18 protein-coding genes are annotated in these 17,816 nt (G+C 68.4%); 12 read left to right on the forward strand and 6 right to left on the reverse strand.

Features of this window, described 5'->3' with window-relative positions; all coding sequences use genetic code 11:
* Position 1 precedes the first annotated feature (1 nt).
* The 4 genes from ABT313_RS20105 (at position 2) to mshC (ending at position 3,413) form a co-directional block, all read left to right on the forward strand.
* Complete coding sequence (locus ABT313_RS20105; protein ID WP_350855672.1) at positions 2 to 709, forward strand: histidine phosphatase family protein; 708 nt, start codon at positions 2 to 4, stop codon at positions 707 to 709.
* A gap of 12 nt (positions 710 to 721) precedes the next feature.
* Positions 722 to 1,297: a DUF3090 family protein gene (locus ABT313_RS20110; RefSeq protein ID WP_350855675.1), complete on the forward strand. Its 576-nt coding sequence runs from the start codon at positions 722 to 724 to the stop codon at positions 1,295 to 1,297.
* Positions 1,297 to 2,088, forward strand: coding sequence for an SCO1664 family protein (locus tag ABT313_RS20115; protein ID WP_350857787.1), 792 nt, complete (start codon positions 1,297 to 1,299; stop codon positions 2,086 to 2,088). The genes ABT313_RS20110 and ABT313_RS20115 overlap by 1 nt, the downstream gene beginning before the upstream one ends.
* A 104-nt stretch (positions 2,089 to 2,192) precedes the next feature.
* Entirely contained in the window at positions 2,193 to 3,413 is a 1,221-nt protein-coding gene (gene mshC / locus ABT313_RS20120) for a cysteine--1-D-myo-inosityl 2-amino-2-deoxy-alpha-D-glucopyranoside ligase (RefSeq protein ID WP_350855678.1), read from the forward strand.
* A 65-nt stretch (positions 3,414 to 3,478) separates the two neighbouring features.
* On the opposite strand, the gene ABT313_RS20125 is transcribed toward mshC, so the two are convergent.
* The 3 genes from ABT313_RS20125 to ABT313_RS20135 form a co-directional block, all read right to left on the reverse strand.
* A complete protein-coding gene (locus tag ABT313_RS20125) occupies positions 3,479 to 4,372 on the reverse strand; it encodes a hypothetical protein (protein ID WP_350855681.1) in 894 nt (297 codons plus the stop codon).
* 11 nt (positions 4,373 to 4,383) lie between these two features.
* Positions 4,384 to 5,157: a L,D-transpeptidase gene (locus ABT313_RS20130; RefSeq protein WP_350855684.1), complete on the reverse strand. Its 774-nt coding sequence runs from the start codon at positions 5,155 to 5,157 to the stop codon at positions 4,384 to 4,386.
* Positions 5,158 to 5,255: 98 nt separating this feature from the next.
* A complete protein-coding gene (locus tag ABT313_RS20135; protein WP_350855687.1) occupies positions 5,256 to 6,086 on the reverse strand; it encodes a polysaccharide deacetylase family protein in 831 nt (276 codons plus the stop codon).
* A gap of 52 nt (positions 6,087 to 6,138) precedes the next feature.
* Here ABT313_RS20135 and ABT313_RS20140 point away from each other — a divergent pair, with 52 nt between their 5' ends.
* Positions 6,139 to 6,507 (forward strand): MerR family transcriptional regulator, encoded by a 369-nt coding sequence (locus tag ABT313_RS20140; RefSeq protein ID WP_350855690.1) that lies wholly within the window; start codon positions 6,139 to 6,141, stop codon positions 6,505 to 6,507.
* A gap of 2 nt (positions 6,508 to 6,509) precedes the next feature.
* On the opposite strand, the gene ABT313_RS20145 is transcribed toward ABT313_RS20140, so the two are convergent.
* A complete protein-coding gene (locus tag ABT313_RS20145) occupies positions 6,510 to 7,358 on the reverse strand; it encodes a PAC2 family protein (RefSeq protein ID WP_350855693.1) in 849 nt (282 codons plus the stop codon).
* 190 nt (positions 7,359 to 7,548) lie between these two features.
* Here ABT313_RS20145 and ABT313_RS20150 point away from each other — a divergent pair, with 190 nt between their 5' ends.
* The 7 genes from ABT313_RS20150 (at position 7,549) to ABT313_RS20180 (ending at position 16,158) form a co-directional block, all read left to right on the forward strand.
* Complete coding sequence (locus tag ABT313_RS20150; RefSeq protein ID WP_350855696.1) at positions 7,549 to 8,202, forward strand: HAD family hydrolase; 654 nt, start codon at positions 7,549 to 7,551, stop codon at positions 8,200 to 8,202.
* 66 nt (positions 8,203 to 8,268) lie between these two features.
* On the forward strand, positions 8,269 to 9,834 hold the full coding sequence (locus tag ABT313_RS20155) for an ABC transporter substrate-binding protein (protein ID WP_350855698.1): 1,566 nt from the start codon (positions 8,269 to 8,271) through the stop codon (positions 9,832 to 9,834).
* Positions 9,835 to 10,087: 253 nt separating this feature from the next.
* Positions 10,088 to 11,080, forward strand: coding sequence for an ABC transporter permease (locus ABT313_RS20160; protein ID WP_350855700.1), 993 nt, complete (start codon positions 10,088 to 10,090; stop codon positions 11,078 to 11,080).
* 55 nt (positions 11,081 to 11,135) lie between these two features.
* A complete protein-coding gene (locus ABT313_RS20165; protein WP_350855703.1) occupies positions 11,136 to 12,914 on the forward strand; it encodes an ABC transporter substrate-binding protein in 1,779 nt (592 codons plus the stop codon).
* A gap of 94 nt (positions 12,915 to 13,008) precedes the next feature.
* Positions 13,009 to 14,022, forward strand: coding sequence for an ABC transporter permease (locus ABT313_RS20170; protein WP_350855706.1), 1,014 nt, complete (start codon positions 13,009 to 13,011; stop codon positions 14,020 to 14,022).
* 44 nt (positions 14,023 to 14,066) lie between these two features.
* Positions 14,067 to 15,095 (forward strand): ABC transporter ATP-binding protein, encoded by a 1,029-nt coding sequence (locus tag ABT313_RS20175; RefSeq protein ID WP_350857790.1) that lies wholly within the window; start codon positions 14,067 to 14,069, stop codon positions 15,093 to 15,095.
* A gap of 64 nt (positions 15,096 to 15,159) precedes the next feature.
* A complete protein-coding gene (locus ABT313_RS20180) occupies positions 15,160 to 16,158 on the forward strand; it encodes an ABC transporter ATP-binding protein (protein WP_350855709.1) in 999 nt (332 codons plus the stop codon).
* On the opposite strand, the gene ABT313_RS20185 is transcribed toward ABT313_RS20180, so the two are convergent.
* Together ABT313_RS20185 and ABT313_RS20190 are read right to left on the reverse strand one after the other, a co-directional pair.
* Positions 16,155 to 17,321 carry a hypothetical protein gene (locus ABT313_RS20185; RefSeq protein ID WP_350855712.1) on the reverse strand — a complete coding sequence of 389 codons (1,167 nt, stop codon included), beginning with the start codon at positions 17,319 to 17,321 and terminating at the stop codon, positions 16,155 to 16,157. The two genes, ABT313_RS20180 and ABT313_RS20185, sit on opposite strands and share 4 nt — an antisense overlap.
* Positions 17,318 to 17,812: a SigE family RNA polymerase sigma factor gene (locus ABT313_RS20190; protein ID WP_350855714.1), complete on the reverse strand. Its 495-nt coding sequence runs from the start codon at positions 17,810 to 17,812 to the stop codon at positions 17,318 to 17,320. Before ABT313_RS20190 ends, ABT313_RS20185 begins: the two co-directional genes overlap by 4 nt.
* Positions 17,813 to 17,816 lie beyond the last annotated feature (4 nt).

Genomic DNA, 17,816 nt, shown 5'->3' on the forward strand with positions numbered 1-17,816 from the left:
CATGCCCACGGTGATTCTGGTCCGGCACGGTCGTAGTGCAGCGAACACTTCCGGCACGCTGGCCGGTCGGACGCCCGGTGTGAAGCTGGATGCGACCGGTGTCGAGCAGGCCGAGGCGGTCGCGCAGCGGCTGGCCGAGCTGCCGCTGGCCGCGATCGTCACCTCGCCGCTCGAGCGCTGCAAACAGACCGCGGCCGCGATCGCGAAGCACCACGCCGAGCACCACCCCGCGTTGCGTCCGGCAACCGACCGCCGGCTGACGGAGTGCGGGTACGGCGACTGGACCGGCAAGAAGATCGCGACGCTGGCGAAGGACCCGCTCTGGGCCGTCGTCCAGCAGCACCCGTCCGCGGTCACGTTCCCGAACGGCGAGTCGATGCGGGCGATGCAGCAGCGCGCGGTCGACGCCGTACGGGCGCACGACCAGGAGCTGGCCAAGTCCCATGGCAGCAACGCGATCTGGGTCGCGGTCTCGCACGGCGACGTGATCAAGGCGATCGTCGCGGACGCGCTCGGCCAGCACCTGGACACGTTCCAGCGGATCGTCGTGGACACCGCGTCGACCACGATCATCACCTACACCGCGACCCGCCCGTTCCTGGTCCGCCTGAACGACTCCGGCAGCGAGCTGGCCTCGCTGGTCCCTAAGCCGTCAGCGAAAGGCAAGCCCAAGAAGCAGTCCTCGGACGCGGTAGTAGGCGGACGGTAATAGGGTCTAGGTATGGCGCGAGTTGTACACACCTACGACGACCCAGAGCGGTTCGTCGCCGGCACCGTCGGGGAACCGGGTGCGAGGACGTTCTTCCTGCAGGCCAGGGCCGGGCAACGGCTGACGTCGGTCGCGTGCGAGAAGGAACAGGTGATGGCACTCGCGGAGCGGCTCGACGTGATGCTGGACGAGGTCGCCCGGCGCTTCGACCGCGATCCGGTGACGCAGACCTCGGCCGACGACACGGCGCCGCTGGAGCAGCCGATCGAGGAGGAGTTCCGGGCCGGGACGATGACGCTGGCCTGGGAGGCCGACGCCGAGCGGGTGGTGATCGAGGTGTTCGCGGTCGTCACCGGTGAGCAGGCCGACCTCGAGGAGACCGATCCGGTCACGGCCGCGATGGAGTCAGACGACGCCGAGGTGTTCGTCGTCCGGATCACCGAGGAGCAGGCCAGGGCATTCGCCCGGCGCGCGGTCGCGCTGGTCGCGTCCGGTCGCCCGAGCTGCCCGTTCTGCGGCCGGCCGATCGACGCCGACGGACACATCTGCCCGCGCGCCAACGGTTACCGCCGGCACCTGCCCGAATGATGACCGATCCCGACCTGCTCGCCCGCGGGGAGCTGTCACTGCACGGCCGCCTCGTCGCGGCCTCGAACGGTACGTTCCAGGGCTCGGTGAGCCTGGACGGCGAGACCGCGACGGTGGTCTACAAGCCGGTCGAGGGCGAGCGGCCGCTGTGGGACTTCCCCGACGGCACGCTGGCGCAGCGCGAGTTCGCGGCGTACGTCGTCTCCGAGGCGCTCGGCTGGTCGGTCGTGCCGCCGACGCTGCTGCGGGACGGGCCGCTCGGCGAGGGCATGGTGCAGCTGTGGATCGACGAGGCCGAGCTCGGCCCGGGGGAGACCGAGCTGGTCGACATCGTGCCGCAGGGCCGCGTGCCGAAGGGCTGGGTCGGCGTCCTCGAGGCGCTCGACGGCCGGCACAATCCGGTCACGCTCGTGCACGCGGACAACGAGGCGCTGAAGCGGATGGCAGTGTTCGATGCCGTCGTCAACAATGCCGACCGCAAGGGCGGCCACGTGCTGAACCCGGGCGACGGCCGCGTGTACGGCGTGGACCACGGCGTCACCTTCAACGCCGACGACAAGCTCCGGACGGTGCTGTGGGGCTGGGCCGGCGACCCGATCCCGGCCGACCTGCTCGACGACGTACGCCGGTTGGCCGATCAGCTGGCTGGTGGCTTCGGGCAACAACTGTGCGAACTGATCACCACGGTCGAGCTGACCGCGACCCGCGAGCGCTGCGCGACGCTGCTCAAGACCGGCACCTTCCCGTACCCGAGCGACGACTGGCCCGCGATCCCCTGGCCGGCGTTCTAGGCCTCCGGCGCCGACCTACCGGACCGGTCCTCGGCCGGTGTGGGCGACCACGGATTGGAACCGTGTCGCGTCATTGAAAATCGGACTGGCATAAGCTCCGATACATGCAGGCGTGGACGAAACCAGACATCCCGGTCGTACCCGGGCCGGCCCGGCGGCTGCGCCTCTACGACACCGCCTCCCGCGGCCTGGTCGAGGTGCCGCCCGTCGACAGCGAGACCGCCCGGATGTACGTGTGCGGCATCACGCCGTACGACGCGACGCACATGGGCCACGCGGCGACGTACGTCACGTTCGACCTGATCAACCGGCTGTGGCGGGACAGCGGGTACGACGTCCACTACACCCAGAACATCACCGACGTCGACGACCCGCTACTCGAGCGGGCGACCGCGACCGGCGTGGAGTGGACCGATCTGGCCGCGCAGGAGATCCAGTTGTTCCGCGACGACATGACCGCGCTGCGGGTGATCCCGCCGCAGCACTACATCGGCGTCGTCGAGTCGATCGGCCTAGTCTCGGACGCGGTCGAGGACCTGCGCCGGGCCGGGGCCGTGTACTCCGTCGACGGCGACCTGTACTTCGCGGTGAAGACCGACCCGCTGTTCGGCGGCGTGTCGAACTACGACCGCGAGACCATGCGGGAGCTGTTCGCGGAGCGCGGCGGCGACCCGGACCGTGAGGGCAAGCAGGACCCGCTGGACAGCCTGCTCTGGCGGCACGAGCGGCCGGGGGAGCCCTCGTGGGACTCGGCGCTCGGGCGCGGCCGGCCGGGGTGGCATGTGGAGTGCTCGGCGATCGCGCTGAAGTACCTCGGGATGACGTTCGACGTCCAGGGCGGCGGTTCCGACCTGATCTTCCCGCACCACGAGATGTCGGCGAGCGGTGCGCAGGTCGCAACCGGTAAGCACCCGTTCGCGCGGGCGTACGTGCACCAGGCGATGGTCGGGCTCGACGGCGAGAAGATGTCTAAATCCAAGGGCAACTTGGTGCTGGTGTCGAAGGAGCGGCTGGCGGGCGCGGACCCGATGGCGATCCGGCTGGCGCTGCTCACGCATCACTACCGCACCGACTGGTTCTGGATGGAGTCGGACCTGACCGACGCGCAGGCACGGCTGGACGTGTGGCGCGGTGCGGTGGGCCGCGGGTCCGGGCCCGACGGCGCGGCGGCGGTCGATGCGCTGCGGGCCGCGCTCACGAACGACCTGGACACGGTCGCGGCCCTGGCCGCCGTCGACGCCTGGGCCGAAACCGAAGGCGACGACCACGAGGCTCCCGCCCTCGTCGCCCAAGCCGTAGACGCCCTACTGGGCGTCAAGCTCTAACAGAGGTTGGGGAGGATCTTGCGCCCGATTCGGTGCAGGATCCTCCCCAACTCGCATGATGTAGGTCAGCCGGTGACGGGCTGGTGGGTTTTGACGGGGGTGGGGACGGGGGCCGCGGGGACGTGGTCGACGGGCGGGGCCTGGACGTCCGGCTGGGTCGGCTTGGGAGTGGGCTTCGGCTTCGCAGCGGGCTTGGCACAGGTGGCCGAGGCGAGGTTGATGACCTCGGCGCCGCCGCCCAGGTTGATGCTCAGGCCGGTGATCGTGAACGAGCCGTCCGAGTGCTTGCCCTGGCTGTTGACGCTGATGGCCGCCAGCGGGTTGGACGGCAGGGACGCGCCCTGCTTCGTGCTCGGCAGCTTCAGGGTCTGACCGAGCAGCGTGATCGTGCCGAGGTCGACGCCGCCGGAGTCACCCGAGCAGTAGACGTTCAGCGAGTCGATGGCGAGCAGCGACGTCGGCGGGTTGAGCAGCAGGTTGCACAGGTCGGGGAGGTTCTTGACCGGCAGGTCCTTGGTGCTCAGCTTCGGCAGCGGCAGGCCCAGGTCGGGCAGCGCGATGTCCGGCAGCGGCAGATCCTCGGCGCCGGTCTTCGGCAGGCTCGCGCACTGCTGCTTCAGCTCCGGCGGGATCTGCACCTGGCTGAGGATGTCCGGACCGACCACGATGTCGAACAGCTCGACCGACGCGGAGTCGTTGCCCGCGGTCGCCGTACCGGCCCGGACCGAGAGCAGCGGGTTCTTCGGGAGCTCCAGCGCGGAGGTCGTCTGCCGCTTGCCGTCGAGCGATTCGGCGTACGGCGTCTTCGGGATCGGCACCTGGCCTTCCGCGCTCACGGCGTAAGCCGACGACGGCCGGGCCGCGGCGTTGCCGGCCGGCGCACTGGCGACCAGGCTGAACGTCACGACCCCCGCCACGGCCGCAGCCGTGAGCACGGTCGGAGTCAACTGTCGTCGCATCGGAATCTCCCTTATTTGCTGTCGATCAGGACGAGCGTCCCGAGCGGAACCTTCTGCAGATCGGCGAGGGCGGTCTTCGGCACCCGGACGCAGCCGGCGCTGATCGCCGCGCCGAAGACGTGCGGATTCGGCCAGCCGTGGATCGCGACCGTACCAGGGCCGCCACCGAACGTGTCCAAGGTGGGACTGTGTGCACCCAGCGGGAGCACGATCGGGGACGCCGACCGCTTGTGGTCGATGATCGAGCCGAGCAGGAACGTCCGGCCGGGCGGTGTCGGCGTCTTCTTCGCGCCGACCCCGGCCTTCCAGCTGCCGAGGCTCTTGTTGTTGTGGAAGAGCTCGATGGTCCGCGAGCTGGTGTGCACGCGGATCAGGTATGACGAGGAGGCGCGGTCGAGATCCTCGTCCTGGAGCCAGCCGGTGGACCGGTTGGGCTTGGAGGGGAGCAGGACCCGGACCCATCCGTCGGTCTGCTCGACCACCGGCAGCCAGGTCTGGCCGAACTGCGTCGGCCCGATCTTCCCGAACGCGTCGGCGTTCGGGGCGGTGAACAGCGCGGCCTCGGCGCGCGGGTGGACGACCAGACCGTCGGTGCCGGTGAACGGCTGCGTATCGAGCGGTGCGGTCGCGATCGTGGTGGCGGTCGTCGAGGCCGTCAGCGTAGCGAGGTCGACGGTGATGTGCTTGCCGGCCTTGTTGCCGAAGATGCCGACCGCGGCGACGATGCCGAGCAGCACGAGCACGGCGAGGGCAGGGATCGAACTACCGCCCCGCTCGTTCCGCATGCGTTACTCCCCGTGCTCCCGGTGACGGCGCGCCGTCACCCCCCAGTTATCCGGACGAGAATAAACCCATTAGTAACAACGCGCCATGCCCCGCCGGGTTACGTGGTCGAGTAGTGGGCGGCGATGTCGTCACTCGTGGTCAGCCAGGCGTCGCTCTGCGCGGCAATGTACTCCAGCGCGAGGTTCAGGTACTTCGCCCGGAACGGCTGCCCGATCACGAACGGATGCAGCGCGAGCGCCATCACCCGGCCGCCCTCTTCGCGCAGTACGTCGTACTGGTCCTTCACCATCTGGAGGAAGTCGGGGCCGGACAGGCCGCGGAGGAACAGGCCGAGGTCGTTGAGCTCGAGGGTGTACGGGACGCTGAGCATCCCGGGGACGTTGAGGCGGTACGGCTGGTCGTCGTTGGTCCAGTCGAGGACGTACTGGTACCCGAGGTCGGCGAGCAGCTCCGGGGTGTTGTGGGTCTCGGTCAGCGCCGGCCCCATCCAGCCCTTCGGCCGCTTGCCGGTGGCGGTCTCGATCGTGCTGGTGATATCCGTCAGGATGCGGCGTTCCTCGTCGGGCTCGTAGCCGGTGTGCAGGATCGAGTTGGTCTGCCCGTGCGCGAGCCAGGCCCAGTCGCGTTCGGAACCCGCCTTGAGGATCTGCGGGTTGTGCTCGGCAACCATCGAGTTGATCAGCGCGCTCGCGCGCACGCCGTACCGGTCGAGGATGTCGATGATCCGCCAGATGCCGACCCGTGCGCCGTACTCGCGCCAACCGTGGTTCAACGGGTCGGGCTTGAGGTCGAGCGGCCAGATGCTGGTGGAAGGTTCGTCGGGCAGGAAGTGCTCGATATTGAGGCCGACGTAGAAGGCCACGCGCTTGCCATCGGGCCAGTTCAGGGCGGGTCGTTCGGTGATCGGGCTGTAGTCGTAGAGCGTCATACCGGGACGGTAAAGTCTGACATCAGTGTCAGGTTCAAGTCCTGGAGGCGTGGTGCGGATCGGCGAGCTGGCGGAGCGGGCTGGAGTCAGCGTGCGGTCGCTGCGGTACTACGAAGCGCAGGGCCTGCTCGTGTCGGACCGGACGGCCGGCGGTCAGCGTGAGTACGCCGAACGCGCGGTTGACCGGGTGATCCTGATCCAGGAGTTGTTCGCGGCCGGGCTGCACAGCAAGAAGATCGCTGAACTGCTGCCGTGCATGCGGGACCCGGACGGTGGCCCGAACGAGCGGGCCACGCCCGAGCTGGTCATGTCGCTGACCGCTGAGCGGGACCGCATCGACCAGATGATCGCCGACCTGACCACCTCCCGCGCGGTCCTCGACGACGTGATCACCACCGCGACCCGTGAGATGCCGGCTTAGTCCTAATCGCTCGGGTGGTTCTTGTTACGGCGTCTGAGGTAGCGCTCGAACTCGGCCGCGATCGCCTCGCCGGTGGCTTCCGGGAGGTCGGCCGTGTCGCGCTGCTCCTCGAGCGACTGGACATACTCCGCGACCTCGGGGTCCTCTTCGCTGAGCTCGTCGGCGCCGCGCTGCCAGGCGCGGGCCAGCTCCGGCAGCTCACCCTCGGGGATGGCCAGGTCGAGCAGCGCCTCGATCTTGCCGAGCAGAGCGAGCGAGGCCTTCGGGCAGGGTGTGCCGGCGATGTAGTGCGGGATCGCGGACCAGATCGAGACCGACGGGACGCCGAGCGTGGTGCACAGGTCGGCGAACACACCGGTGATGCCAGTCGGGCCCTCGTACGTCGACGCCTCCAGGCTCCAGGACGCCGTGAGCTCCGGGTCGGACGACGTCGCGGACACCGGGATCGGGCGGGTGTGCGGCGAGTCGGCGAGCAGCGCGCCGAGCACGACGACGATCTGCGCGTTGGACTCGTCGACGATCTCCAGCAGCTCGCGGGAGAACGCGCGCCAGCGCATGTTCGGCTCGATACCGCGGATCAGCAGCACGTCGCGGCCGGTGTCGTCGGGCCGGGCCAGGTAGATCCGGGTCGTCGGCCAGGACAACCGCCGTACGCCGTCGTCGTCGAGGCCGACCTGGGGACGGTTCACCTGGAAGTCGTAGTAGTCCTCGGGGTCGATCGCCGTGACGAGCTCCGCGTCCCATTCGTCGACGAGATGGTCGACCGCTCCGGTGGCCGCCTCGGCCGCGTCGTTCCAGCCCTCGAACGCGGCGATCACGACCGGGTCCCTCAGGTTCGCGAGGTCAACCACTCGCAGGCCCCCTGTCGTCTGTAGGCAATCCGGCGGGAACCGGACTGCCAGCCTACGTGTTCCGGCGCACCGGTGTGCCCCGTTTCACGCGCAGCGGAACGTGTCGGGTGAGACCCGGACGGTCCGGAGCTGGCCCGACCAGGGAGAATGGAACCGACCTGATCGAAGAGACGACACAGAGGAGCGGTAGTTGCCGGCCCTGCAAGCGGTGCTGTGGGACATGGACGGGACGTTGGTCGACTCCGAGAAGGTCTGGGCGGAGGTCCAGCTCGAGCTGCTCGCCGAGCTCGGCGCGACCTGGACGATCGACGACTGCATGACGCTGATCGGCAGCGACCTGCGCGACGCCGTCCAGGTCTGGATGGCGCGGATCCCGGCCGGCGTGATCACCGCCGAGGAGCTGGCCGAGCGGATGTTCTCCGAGGTGATCGTGGCGCTCCGTCGGGAGGTCACGTTCCAGCCAGGCGCGCTCGAGCTGCTGCAGGCGCTGCGGAAGGAAGAGGTGCCGTGCGCGCTGGTCTCGGCGTCGTACCGGCAGATGATCGACGCGGTCCTCCTGCACCTGCCGCCGGACCCGTTCGACGTGATCGTCGCCGGCGACGAGGTGACATTGGGCAAGCCGAACCCGGAGCCCTACCTGACCGCCGCCGCCAAGCTCGGCGTCGACCCGGCCAACTGCGTGGTGATCGAGGACTCGATGACAGGCACCCAGGCCGGTACGGCGGCCGGCGCGTACGTCGTCGCCGTACCGCAGTGGATCTCGATCCCGGACGCGCCGCGCCGGCTGGTCGTGAAGTCGCTCGAACCGCTCACCCCGGAGTCGCTGCGCTCCCTGCTCCATTGACGGGCTACCGTCACTTTGGTGCCCGCGGGGGCGTTGTCTGGGTATCAGTCTGGGGAAGGTGAGACGGTGAGTGAGTGGGTGCGCCGGATGTCGGCGGCCGTGGCGGTGGGTGCCCTGGGGGTGTCTCTGGCTGCCTGCGGTCAGCCGGACGACAATGCGCCGCACCCGGGTGAGTCGTCGCCGAAGCTGATGCTGCTGCGGGTCGTCACCACCGACTCGATGTCCTCCCTCGACCCGGCCGGCCCGTACGACGCCGACTCCCGCACCGTCCAGGCGAACCTGTACCAGACGCTGCTGACGATCCTGCCCGACAAGCCGACCCCGGTGCCGGACGCAGCGGACTGTCAGTTCGACTCGCCGACGACCTACACGTGCAGCCTGAAGGAGCACCTCACCTTCCCGAACGGGCACGACTTGACCTCGTCGGACGTGAAGTTCAGCTTCGACCGGATGATGCGGCTGAAGACGCCCGGGGGAGCGGCTCACCTGTTCTCCTCGGTGAAGTCCGTGACCACTCCGGACGACCTGACCGCGGTGTTCAACCTGACCGCCCCCGACGCCCGCCTGCCGTACCTGCTGACCACGACCGCCGCGTCGATCGTCGACGAGCAGTCGTACCCGGCGAACCAACTGCTCGACGGCAAGGCGGTCGGTAGCGGGCCGTACCAGCTGGCGGCGTACAAACCCGGCGTCGAGGTCACGCTCGCCAAGTTCGCCGGGTACAAGGGCCCGCGGGCCGCGCAGAACGACGGCGCCACGATCAGCCGGCTGAAGGACTCGACCGCGCTCTACCAGGCCGTCACGTCCGGCCAGGCGGACGTCGCCTTCCACGGGTTCGGCCCGAGCCTGCTGGACAAGCTGCGCAAGTCCGACCAGGTGCAGGTGGTCGAGACCAACTCCGCGGAGATCCGGTTCTTCGCCTTCCAGATGAAGTCGCTGCTGGCCCGCAAGCCGGCGATCCGGCAAGCGGTCGCCCAGCTGATCGACCGGCCGGCGATCGCGAAGAAGGCGTACGGCGACCACGTGTCGCCGCTGTACTCCGTGGTGCCGCCCGGGTTCGGCGGTCAGACCGACGCGTTCAAGACCGAGTACAAGCAGCCGAGCAAGACGGCGGCCGCGGCGATCCTCAAGGCCGCGAACATCGCCGCGCCGGTCCCGTTGACGGTCGGCTGGACGCCGACGCAGTTCGGCACCGGCGCGAAGGCCGAGGTGCTCGAGCTGAAGCGCCAGCTGGAGGCGTCCGGCCTGTTCCGGGTGACCTTGCGGAGTGCGGAGTGGCCGCAGTACCAGGTGGCGGCGAAGGCCGGGGCGTACGACATGTACCAGTTCGGCTGGATCCCGGAGTACCCGGACGCCGACGATTACCTGGCGCCGTTCGTCACCGACGTACCGTTCCAGAACGGGTACCGCTCGGCCGCCGCCACGAAGCTGCTGCAGCAGCAACGGACCGAGCAGAACGGGCTGAAGCGCGACGAGCTCATCGGGCAGCTACAGACCGTGATCGCGCGGGAGGTGCCGGTGATCCCGAGCTGGCAGGGACGGCTCTGCGTAGTCGCCCACAACGACATTCAGAACGTCAAGGCCGGCGTGGATCCGTTGTCCTTCCTTTACCTCTCCGGATTACGGCGCTGATCTCGGCTCTGATCTCGGTACTGACACAAAAATGCCATGGCAGTAACGGTTCGCGAGGCCCCGGCGACCGTGGGTGCGACACCGTGGTTTACTGCGGAACGTCCACGATACGGGACGATTTCCTGACGATCACGATCGGGCAACGCAGCACTTTCCGCGTTTGACTCCGCGCTGTAATGGCGGCAGGTTAAGGCCGCAGCCATACGGGATTTCGTTCCTGTTCAAAACCGAACCAGTCAGGGGGACCTATCGCGTGAGTGCGCCACTCGAGGTCGAGCCCGGAGCATCGTCGGCCCAGCCTGACGCCATCCTCGAGGGCGTCGGCAAGATCGAGGGCAGGTCGCTGTGGCAGATCTCCTGGACGCGGCTGAAGCGCGACAAGGTCGCGATCGGCGGCGGCGTCGTCGTGCTGCTCCTGATCCTGGTCGCGATCTTCGCGCCGTTGCTGTGCAAACTCGTCGGCGTCACCCCGAACGACTTCCACCAGGATCTGGTCGACCCGTCGCGGCAGGTGCCGCTCGGCCGGTTCGGGGGCATCAGCTGGGACCACCCGCTCGGCGTCGAGCCGCTCAACGGCCGCGACATCTTCGCCCGGATCGTCTACGGCGCCCGGATCTCGCTGCTGATCGCCTTCCTGGCGACGCTGATGTCGGTGGTCATCGGCGTCGTGATGGGTGTCGTCGCCGGGTACTTCGGCGGCTGGGTCGACGCGGTGATCAGCCGGCTGATGGACATCTTCCTGGCGTTCCCGCTGGTGCTGTTCGCGTTGGCGCTGGTCGGTGCGGTGCCGGACACGCTGCTCGGCCTGACCGGCGATGCGCTGCGGGTGGGGCTGATCGTGTTCATCATCGGCTTCTTCAGCTGGCCGTACATCGGCCGGATCATCCGCGGCCAGACGCTGTCACTGCGTGAGCGCGAGTTCGTCGACGCGGCCCGCAGCCTCGGCGCGCGCCGCCCGTACATCCTGTTCACCGAGCTGCTCCCGAATCTGATCGCCCCGATCCTGGTCTACGCGACGCTGCTGATCCCGACCAACGTGCTGTTCGAGGCGGGCCTGTCCTACCTCGGCGTCGGCGTCCGTCCGCCGACCGCCAGCTGGGGAGACATGCTGTCGATCGCGGCCAAGTGGTACGCCGTCGACCCGTGGTACATGCTCTCGCCGGGTCTGGCGATCTTCATCACCGTGCTGGCGTTCAACCTGTTCGGCGACGGGCTGCGCGACGCGCTCGACCCGCGGTCGCGCTAGGACTTCTCTCCAACCAGGGAGCCTGGCTCTCACGAAAAAAGGGGTGCAACAACAGATGAGATGGAATCGCATCACGACGGTTACCGCCGTCAGTGCGGCCGTCGCCCTCAGCCTGGTGGCTTGCGGGGGACCCAAGGCGACGCCTGGCGGGGGGTCCAGCGGTGGGAGTTCCGCGAAGGCCGAGTTCAACGCGGCCGTCGGGAAGAACTTCAACCCGAGCGACAAGAAGGGCGGCACGCTGCGGATGGCGATCACCGAGCAGTGGGACTCCACTGACCCCGGTGACACCTACTACGGCCTGTCCTGGAACCTGGTTCGCAACTATGTCCGTCCGCTGATGACGTTCAAGGCGGTGCCCGGCGCCGAGGGCGCGAAGCCGGTCCCGGACCTGGCCGAGGCTCCTGGTGTGCCCAGTGACAACGCGATGACCTGGACGTACAAGCTCCGCAAGGGCGTCAAGTACGAGGACGGCACGCCGGTCACCTCGAAGGACGTGAAGTACGCCGTCGCGCGTTCGCTGGACAAGGCGACGCTGCCGAACGGCCCGACGTACTTCAACGACTTCCTGAAGGGCGTCCCGAAGGGCTACAGCGTCTACAAGGACAAGTCGCTGGCCGGGGTCGCACAGGCGATCGAGACGCCGGACGACCAGACCATCGTGTTCCACCTGAGCAAGCCGTTCGCGAGCTTCGACTACTTCGCGCAGCTGCCGTCGACGGCCCCGGTGCCGCAGGCCAAGGACACGGGTGCGAAGTACAAGGAGCACCCGATCGCGACGGGCCCGTACAAGTTCGGCACCTACGACGCGAACAAGGGCTTCGACCTGGTCCGCAACGACCAGTACGACCCGGCCACCGACCCGGACTCGGGCCGCAAGGCACTGCCGGACAAGATCACCATCGCGTACAACGTCGACGGCACGGACATCGACAACCGGCTGCTGGCCGGTGACCTGGACGTCGACCTCGCCGGTACCGGTGTGCAGCCTGAGACCCAGGCGAAGATCCTGGCCGACCCGAACCTGAAGGCGCACGCCGACAACGTGCCGGCGCCGCGGCTGAACTGGACCGTGCTGAACAGCCAGGTCCCGCCGCTGGACAACGTGCACTGCCGCAAGGCCGTCCTGTACGCCGCCGACCACGAGGGCTACCAGCGCGCGTACGGCGGTCCGATCGGCGGCGACATCGCGACGAACCTGATGCCGCCGGGTGTCACCGGTGCGGAGAGCTTCGACGACTACGGCTTCCTGACCGACAAGAACGGAAACGTCGACAAGGCCAAGGACGAGCTGAAGCAGTGCGGTCAGCCGAACGGCTTCGCGATCAACATCACCTACCGCACCGACCGGGCCAAGGAGAAGGCGGTCGCCGAGACGCTGCAGCAGTCGCTGAAGCGGGTCGGCATCAACCTGACCACCAAGCCGTACCCGACCGGTGACTACACCAAGCTGTACGCCGGCAAGCCGGACTTCGCGAAGGCGAACCGTCTCGGCCTGATCGTCTACAGCTGGGGCGCGGACTGGAACGACGGCTTCGGCTTCCTCAGCCAGATCGTCGACAGCCGGGTCATCCGGGACACCGGTGGTAACACCAACCTGGGTATCCGGATCCCCGAGGTCGACAAGCTGATCGACCAGGCGATGTCCACCACCGACGAGACCGCCCGTAACAAGCTGTGGGTCGACGTCGACAAGAAGGTCATGGAGCAGGCGGCGGCGCTGCCGGGCATCTGGGCCAAGGGCCTGCTGTACCGTCCGGACACCCTGGCCAACGTCTTCAGCAACGACGGTCAGAACATGTACGACTACGCGGCGATCGGGCTCGCGCAGAAGTAGTTGCCCTGACCAACCATCATTTCGCCAGCAGAGGTAGGTGAAGGCTGAGGTGGCCGGTGATCAGCGATGATCACCGGCCACCACGCCGCACACGGTGCTCGCATATCTCGTCCGCCGGTTGATCGGGGCAGTCATCCTGCTCTTCATCGTCACGGCAGTCACGTTCTCGATCTTCTTCCTGGTCCCGCGACTCGGCGGTGCCACGGCGGACGACCTGGCCTCGCGGTACGTGGGCCGCAGTGTCGGCAAGGAACAGATCCACCAGACCGCGGAGCGGCTCGGCTTCACCGATCCGCTCTACGTGCAGTACGGGCGCTTCGTGAAGGGCCTGGTCGTCGGGACCGACTACAACTACGGCCCGTCGACCGAGCACTGCCCGCCGCCGTGCTTCGGCTACTCGTTCCTGACCCAGCAGCCGGTCTGGCCGGACCTGGTGTCACGAATACCCGTCACCGCCTCGCTGGCCGGCGGTGCGGCGTTCATCTGGCTCGTCACCGGTGTCGGCACCGGTGTCATCTCCGCGCTGAGACGCGGATCGGTCCTGGACCGATCACTGATGTCGGTGGCACTGGCCGGGGTGTCGCTGCCGATCTTCTTCACCGGCCTGCTGTCGCTCTCGATCTTCAGCTACGGCCTCGGCTGGACCGCGCAAGGCGGTACGAACCCACTCGACGAGACCAATCCGATCTGGTGGGCCTACGACCTGATACTTCCGTGGACGACGCTCGCGTTCCTGTACGCCGCGGCGTACGCGCGACTCACCCGGGCCGGCATGCTCGAGACGATGAACGACGATTACGTCCGGACGGCACGGGCCAAGGGCCTGACGGAGCGGGACGTCATCCTCAAACACGGGCTGCGGTCCGCGCTGACGCCGATCCTGACGATCTTCGGCCTGGACCTCGGGCTGCTGATGGGCGGTGCGATCCTCACCGAGACCACGTTCTCGCTGCCGGGCATCGGTCAGTACGCCGTCATCGCGCTGCGCGCCAACGACCTGCCGAAGGTGCTCGGCGTGACGCTGGTCGCCGCCTTCTTCATCGTGCTGGCCAACCTGATCGTTGACCTGCTGTACGCCGTCGTCGACCCGAGAGTGCGGATCTCGTGACCGAGTCTGAAGACCTCAGCCAGCCGCCGGAATCCGTGCAGCGGATCGACCGCGGCGAGGCATTCCTCGACGTCCGCGACCTCAAGGTGCACTTCCCGACCGACGACGGTCTGGTGAAGTCCGTCGACGGCATCTCGTTCCAGCTCGAGCGCGGTAAGACCCTCGGCATCGTGGGGGAGTCCGGCTCGGGCAAGAGCGTGACCAGCCTGTCGATCATGGGCCTGCACCCGCCGGGTGTCGCCAGGATCAGCGGCCAGATCTTCCTGGACGGGCAGGACCTGGTCTCGGCCAGCCGGGAAGAGGTCCGGTTGCTGCGCGGCAAGCGGATGGCGATGATCTTCCAGGACCCGCTGTCGGCGATGCACCCCTTCTACACCGTCGGGCACCAGATCATCGAGGCCTACCGGGTGCACAACCAGGTCAGCAAGCAGGTCGCGAAGAAGCACGCGATCGAGATGCTGGACCGGGTCGGCATCCCGCAGCCGGACCGGCGCGTGGACGCCTACCCGCACCAGTTCTCCGGCGGTATGCGGCAGCGCGCGATGATCGCGATGGCGCTGTCCTGCGACCCGGACCTGCTGATCGCCGACGAGCCGACCACGGCCCTCGACGTCACCGTGCAGGCGCAGATCCTGGACCTGATCCGCGACCTGCAGCGCGAGTTCAACTCCGCGGTCATCATCATCACCCACGACCTCGGCGTGGTCGCCGAGCTGGCCGACGACATCCAGGTGATGTACGCCGGGCGCGCGGCGGAGTACGGCACCGCGGAGGAGATCTTCGACGAGCCGCAGCACCCGTACACCTGGGGTCTGCTCGGTTCGATGCCGCGGATCGACCGGGAGCGCACCGAGCGGCTGATACCGATCAAGGGCACGCCGCCGAGCCTGATCAACGTGCCGCCGGGCTGCGCGTTCAACCCGCGCTGCAACTACGCGCACCTGAACGGCGGCGCCAGCGAGACCGAGCGTCCGGAGTTGCTCGACATCGGCAACGGCCACAAGGTCGCCTGCCATCTCTCCCCGAAGAACCGCCAGCAGGCGTGGGAGACCGACATCAAGCCGAACCTGTGACGGGACGACTGTGACTACTACTGACGCCGGCTCTGAGTCTGCATCGACTCCTGCCGTTCCCGCGATGGGCGAGGAACTGCTGTCGGTCACCGGACTCGTCAAGCACTTCCCCATCCGCAAGGGCATCCTGCAGCGCCAGGTCGGCGCCGTCCAGGCGGTCGACGGCCTGACGTTCAACGTGACCCGCGGCGAGACGTTGTCGCTGGTGGGCGAGTCGGGCTGCGGCAAGACCACGACGGGCCGGCTGCTCACCCGGCTGGAGACGCCGACCGACGGCCGGATCGTCTTCGAGGGCCGTGACATCAGCAAGCTCGGCGAGGCCCGGATGCGGCCGCTGCGCCGCGACGTGCAGATGATCTTCCAGGACCCGTACGGTTCGCTGAACCCGCGGCACACGGTCGGCAAGATCGTCGGCGCGCCGTTCAAGCTGCAGCACGTGAAGACCGAGAACGGCGTGAAGAAGGCCGTGCAGGAGCTGCTCGAGCTGGTCGGTCTGAGCCCGGAGCACTACAACCGGTACCCGCACGAGTTCTCCGGCGGGCAGCGGCAGCGCATCGGTATCGCCCGCACGCTCGCGCTGCGGCCGAAGCTGATCGTGGCCGACGAGCCGGTGTCGGCGCTGGACGTGTCGATCCAGGCCCAGGTCGTGAACCTGCTCGAGGACCTGCAGGAAGAGTTCGACCTGACGTACGTGATGATCGCGCACGACCTGTCCGTCGTACGGCATGTGTCGGACCGGGTCGCGGTCATGTACCTCGGCAAGATCGTCGAGCTCGCCGACCGGGTGAGCCTGTACGAGAAGCCGATGCACCCGTACACGGTCGCGCTGCTGTCCGCGGTCCCGGTGCCGGACACCAAGCGGAAGGGCAAGCAGGAGCGGATCCGGTTGCAAGGCGACGTCCCGAGCCCGATCAACCCGCCGCCGGCCTGCCGCTTCCACACCCGGTGCTGGAAGGCCCAGGACATCTGCAAGGCCGTCGAACCGCCGCTGGTCGAGCTGGCCCCCGGCCACCAGACCGCCTGCCACTTCCCGGAGAACCAGCCGGCCGCCAAGGCCGACTAGCGATCCACGATCGGCGAACCGGTCGGCAGCGCGAACGCGGTCGTTCGCGGTGCCGACCTGCCGAAGGTGAAGGTCGAAAACTTCTCCAGTACGACCCGGACGGAGCCGGTCGCGGCGTCGACGACGACCAGATCCGCGACCGGCGCCGGCGAAGTGTTGCGTCCGGCCGCGGCGGTGAAGGTCGTGTCATCGAGCCACTGCCCGAAGACCGTGCTGAAGTAGTCGCGCGGCATGTGGGACGGCGTCGCGGTGGTGGCGTCGTACATCAGCAGATCCGCCCAGAGCGGCTGAATGCCCGGCATCGCGTCGTCCGGTTCCGTGACGAGGTACCGCGCGCCGGGTGAGAGGAACGCCTGCTGGCCGACGAACCTGGCGGGGGCGGTCGCGGACACCGTCGTTCCGATGGCGAGGCTGGTGCCGGTCCCGGGTTGTTCGAGCGGGACCTGGTGGACGATCCGGCCGGCTGTGACGGTGCGGACGGCGACCGGTGATACCTCGGCGATCAGTTCGCCCTTGTTCGTGGCGATGTTCCAGCGGTACAGACCTTTCAGCGTTCCGAAGTACGCCGTCGTGCCGTCGAGGGCGACGATCCTGGGGCTGTAGGCGAGGCTGACGTTCGGGGGGATGGCGTTGCCGATCGCTGTTCGGACGAGCTCGCGGCTCGTCGCGACGTCGTACACCACCGACTCGCAGCGGTCGTTGAAGCCCTCGACCCACGCGACCAAGCTGCCGCGGTGGTCGGCCGTCAGGGTCCACGCGGCCTTGCCGGTCGACCGGACACCGGCGCGGTCGGCGATGTGGATGTTGTTGCCTTCGTCAAGGAACACGAAGCCGGCGTCGGTCTGCACGAAGGCGTTCACCCGGTGCGGAGTGACACTGACAACGTCCTGGCCGTAGTGGATCTCGTTGCCCAGGGCATACGTTACGCGGCGCTCGGCGAATGGAGCCGGCCGCGCCGGTTGGGGTTGCTGCCCGCGCGGCCGGAGCACGGCTGCGCCGCCCACCGCGACGGCTGCCGTCGCGACCGCGCCGCCGAGGACGGTCAGGGCGCGCCGGCGCGAGACCTGCCGGTTGCCGGCAGCAACGATGCCGTCGAGGTCGAGAGGCGGCGGTTCGATCCCGTCGGCGTGCTCGTTGAGGGTCTCGCGGAGGAGGTCGGTCATTCCGTCATCCCTGCTTTCAGCACGACGTCGGACCCGAGACGGGTCCGGAGCTTCTTGAGTGCGTCGGAGACCTGGCTCTTCACGGTCCCGACGCTGCAGCCGAGCACCTCGGCCGTCTGCGGCTCGGTGAGGTCCTCGTAGTACCGCAGTACCAGCGCCGCGCGTTGCCTGGGCGGGAGTTTCTGCAGCTCGTGCCACAGCCAGACCCGGGCGGTGACGTCGTCCGGGTCGGCGGGGCGGTCCGGTACGTCGTCGTTCGGCAGCTCGGCGCGCCACGACTTGCGGCGCCACCAGCCGATCGCGGTCGTGGTGATCACGCGGCGGGTGTAGGCCTCGGCGTTGTTCGGGTCGCGGAGGCGGTGCCAGCCGACGTACGTCTTGACCAGGGCTTCCTGGACGAGGTCCTCGGCCAGACCGCGGTCGCCGGCCAGCAGGTACGCGTACCGGTAGAGCGCGGCGTGCCGGCTGGTCGCGAAGTCCGCGAAGCTCATCTGG

Origin of the sequence: Kribbella sp. NPDC000426 (genome assembly GCF_040300265.1) — a bacterium.
Taxonomy (GTDB): Bacteria; Actinomycetota; Actinomycetes; order Propionibacteriales; family Kribbellaceae; genus Kribbella.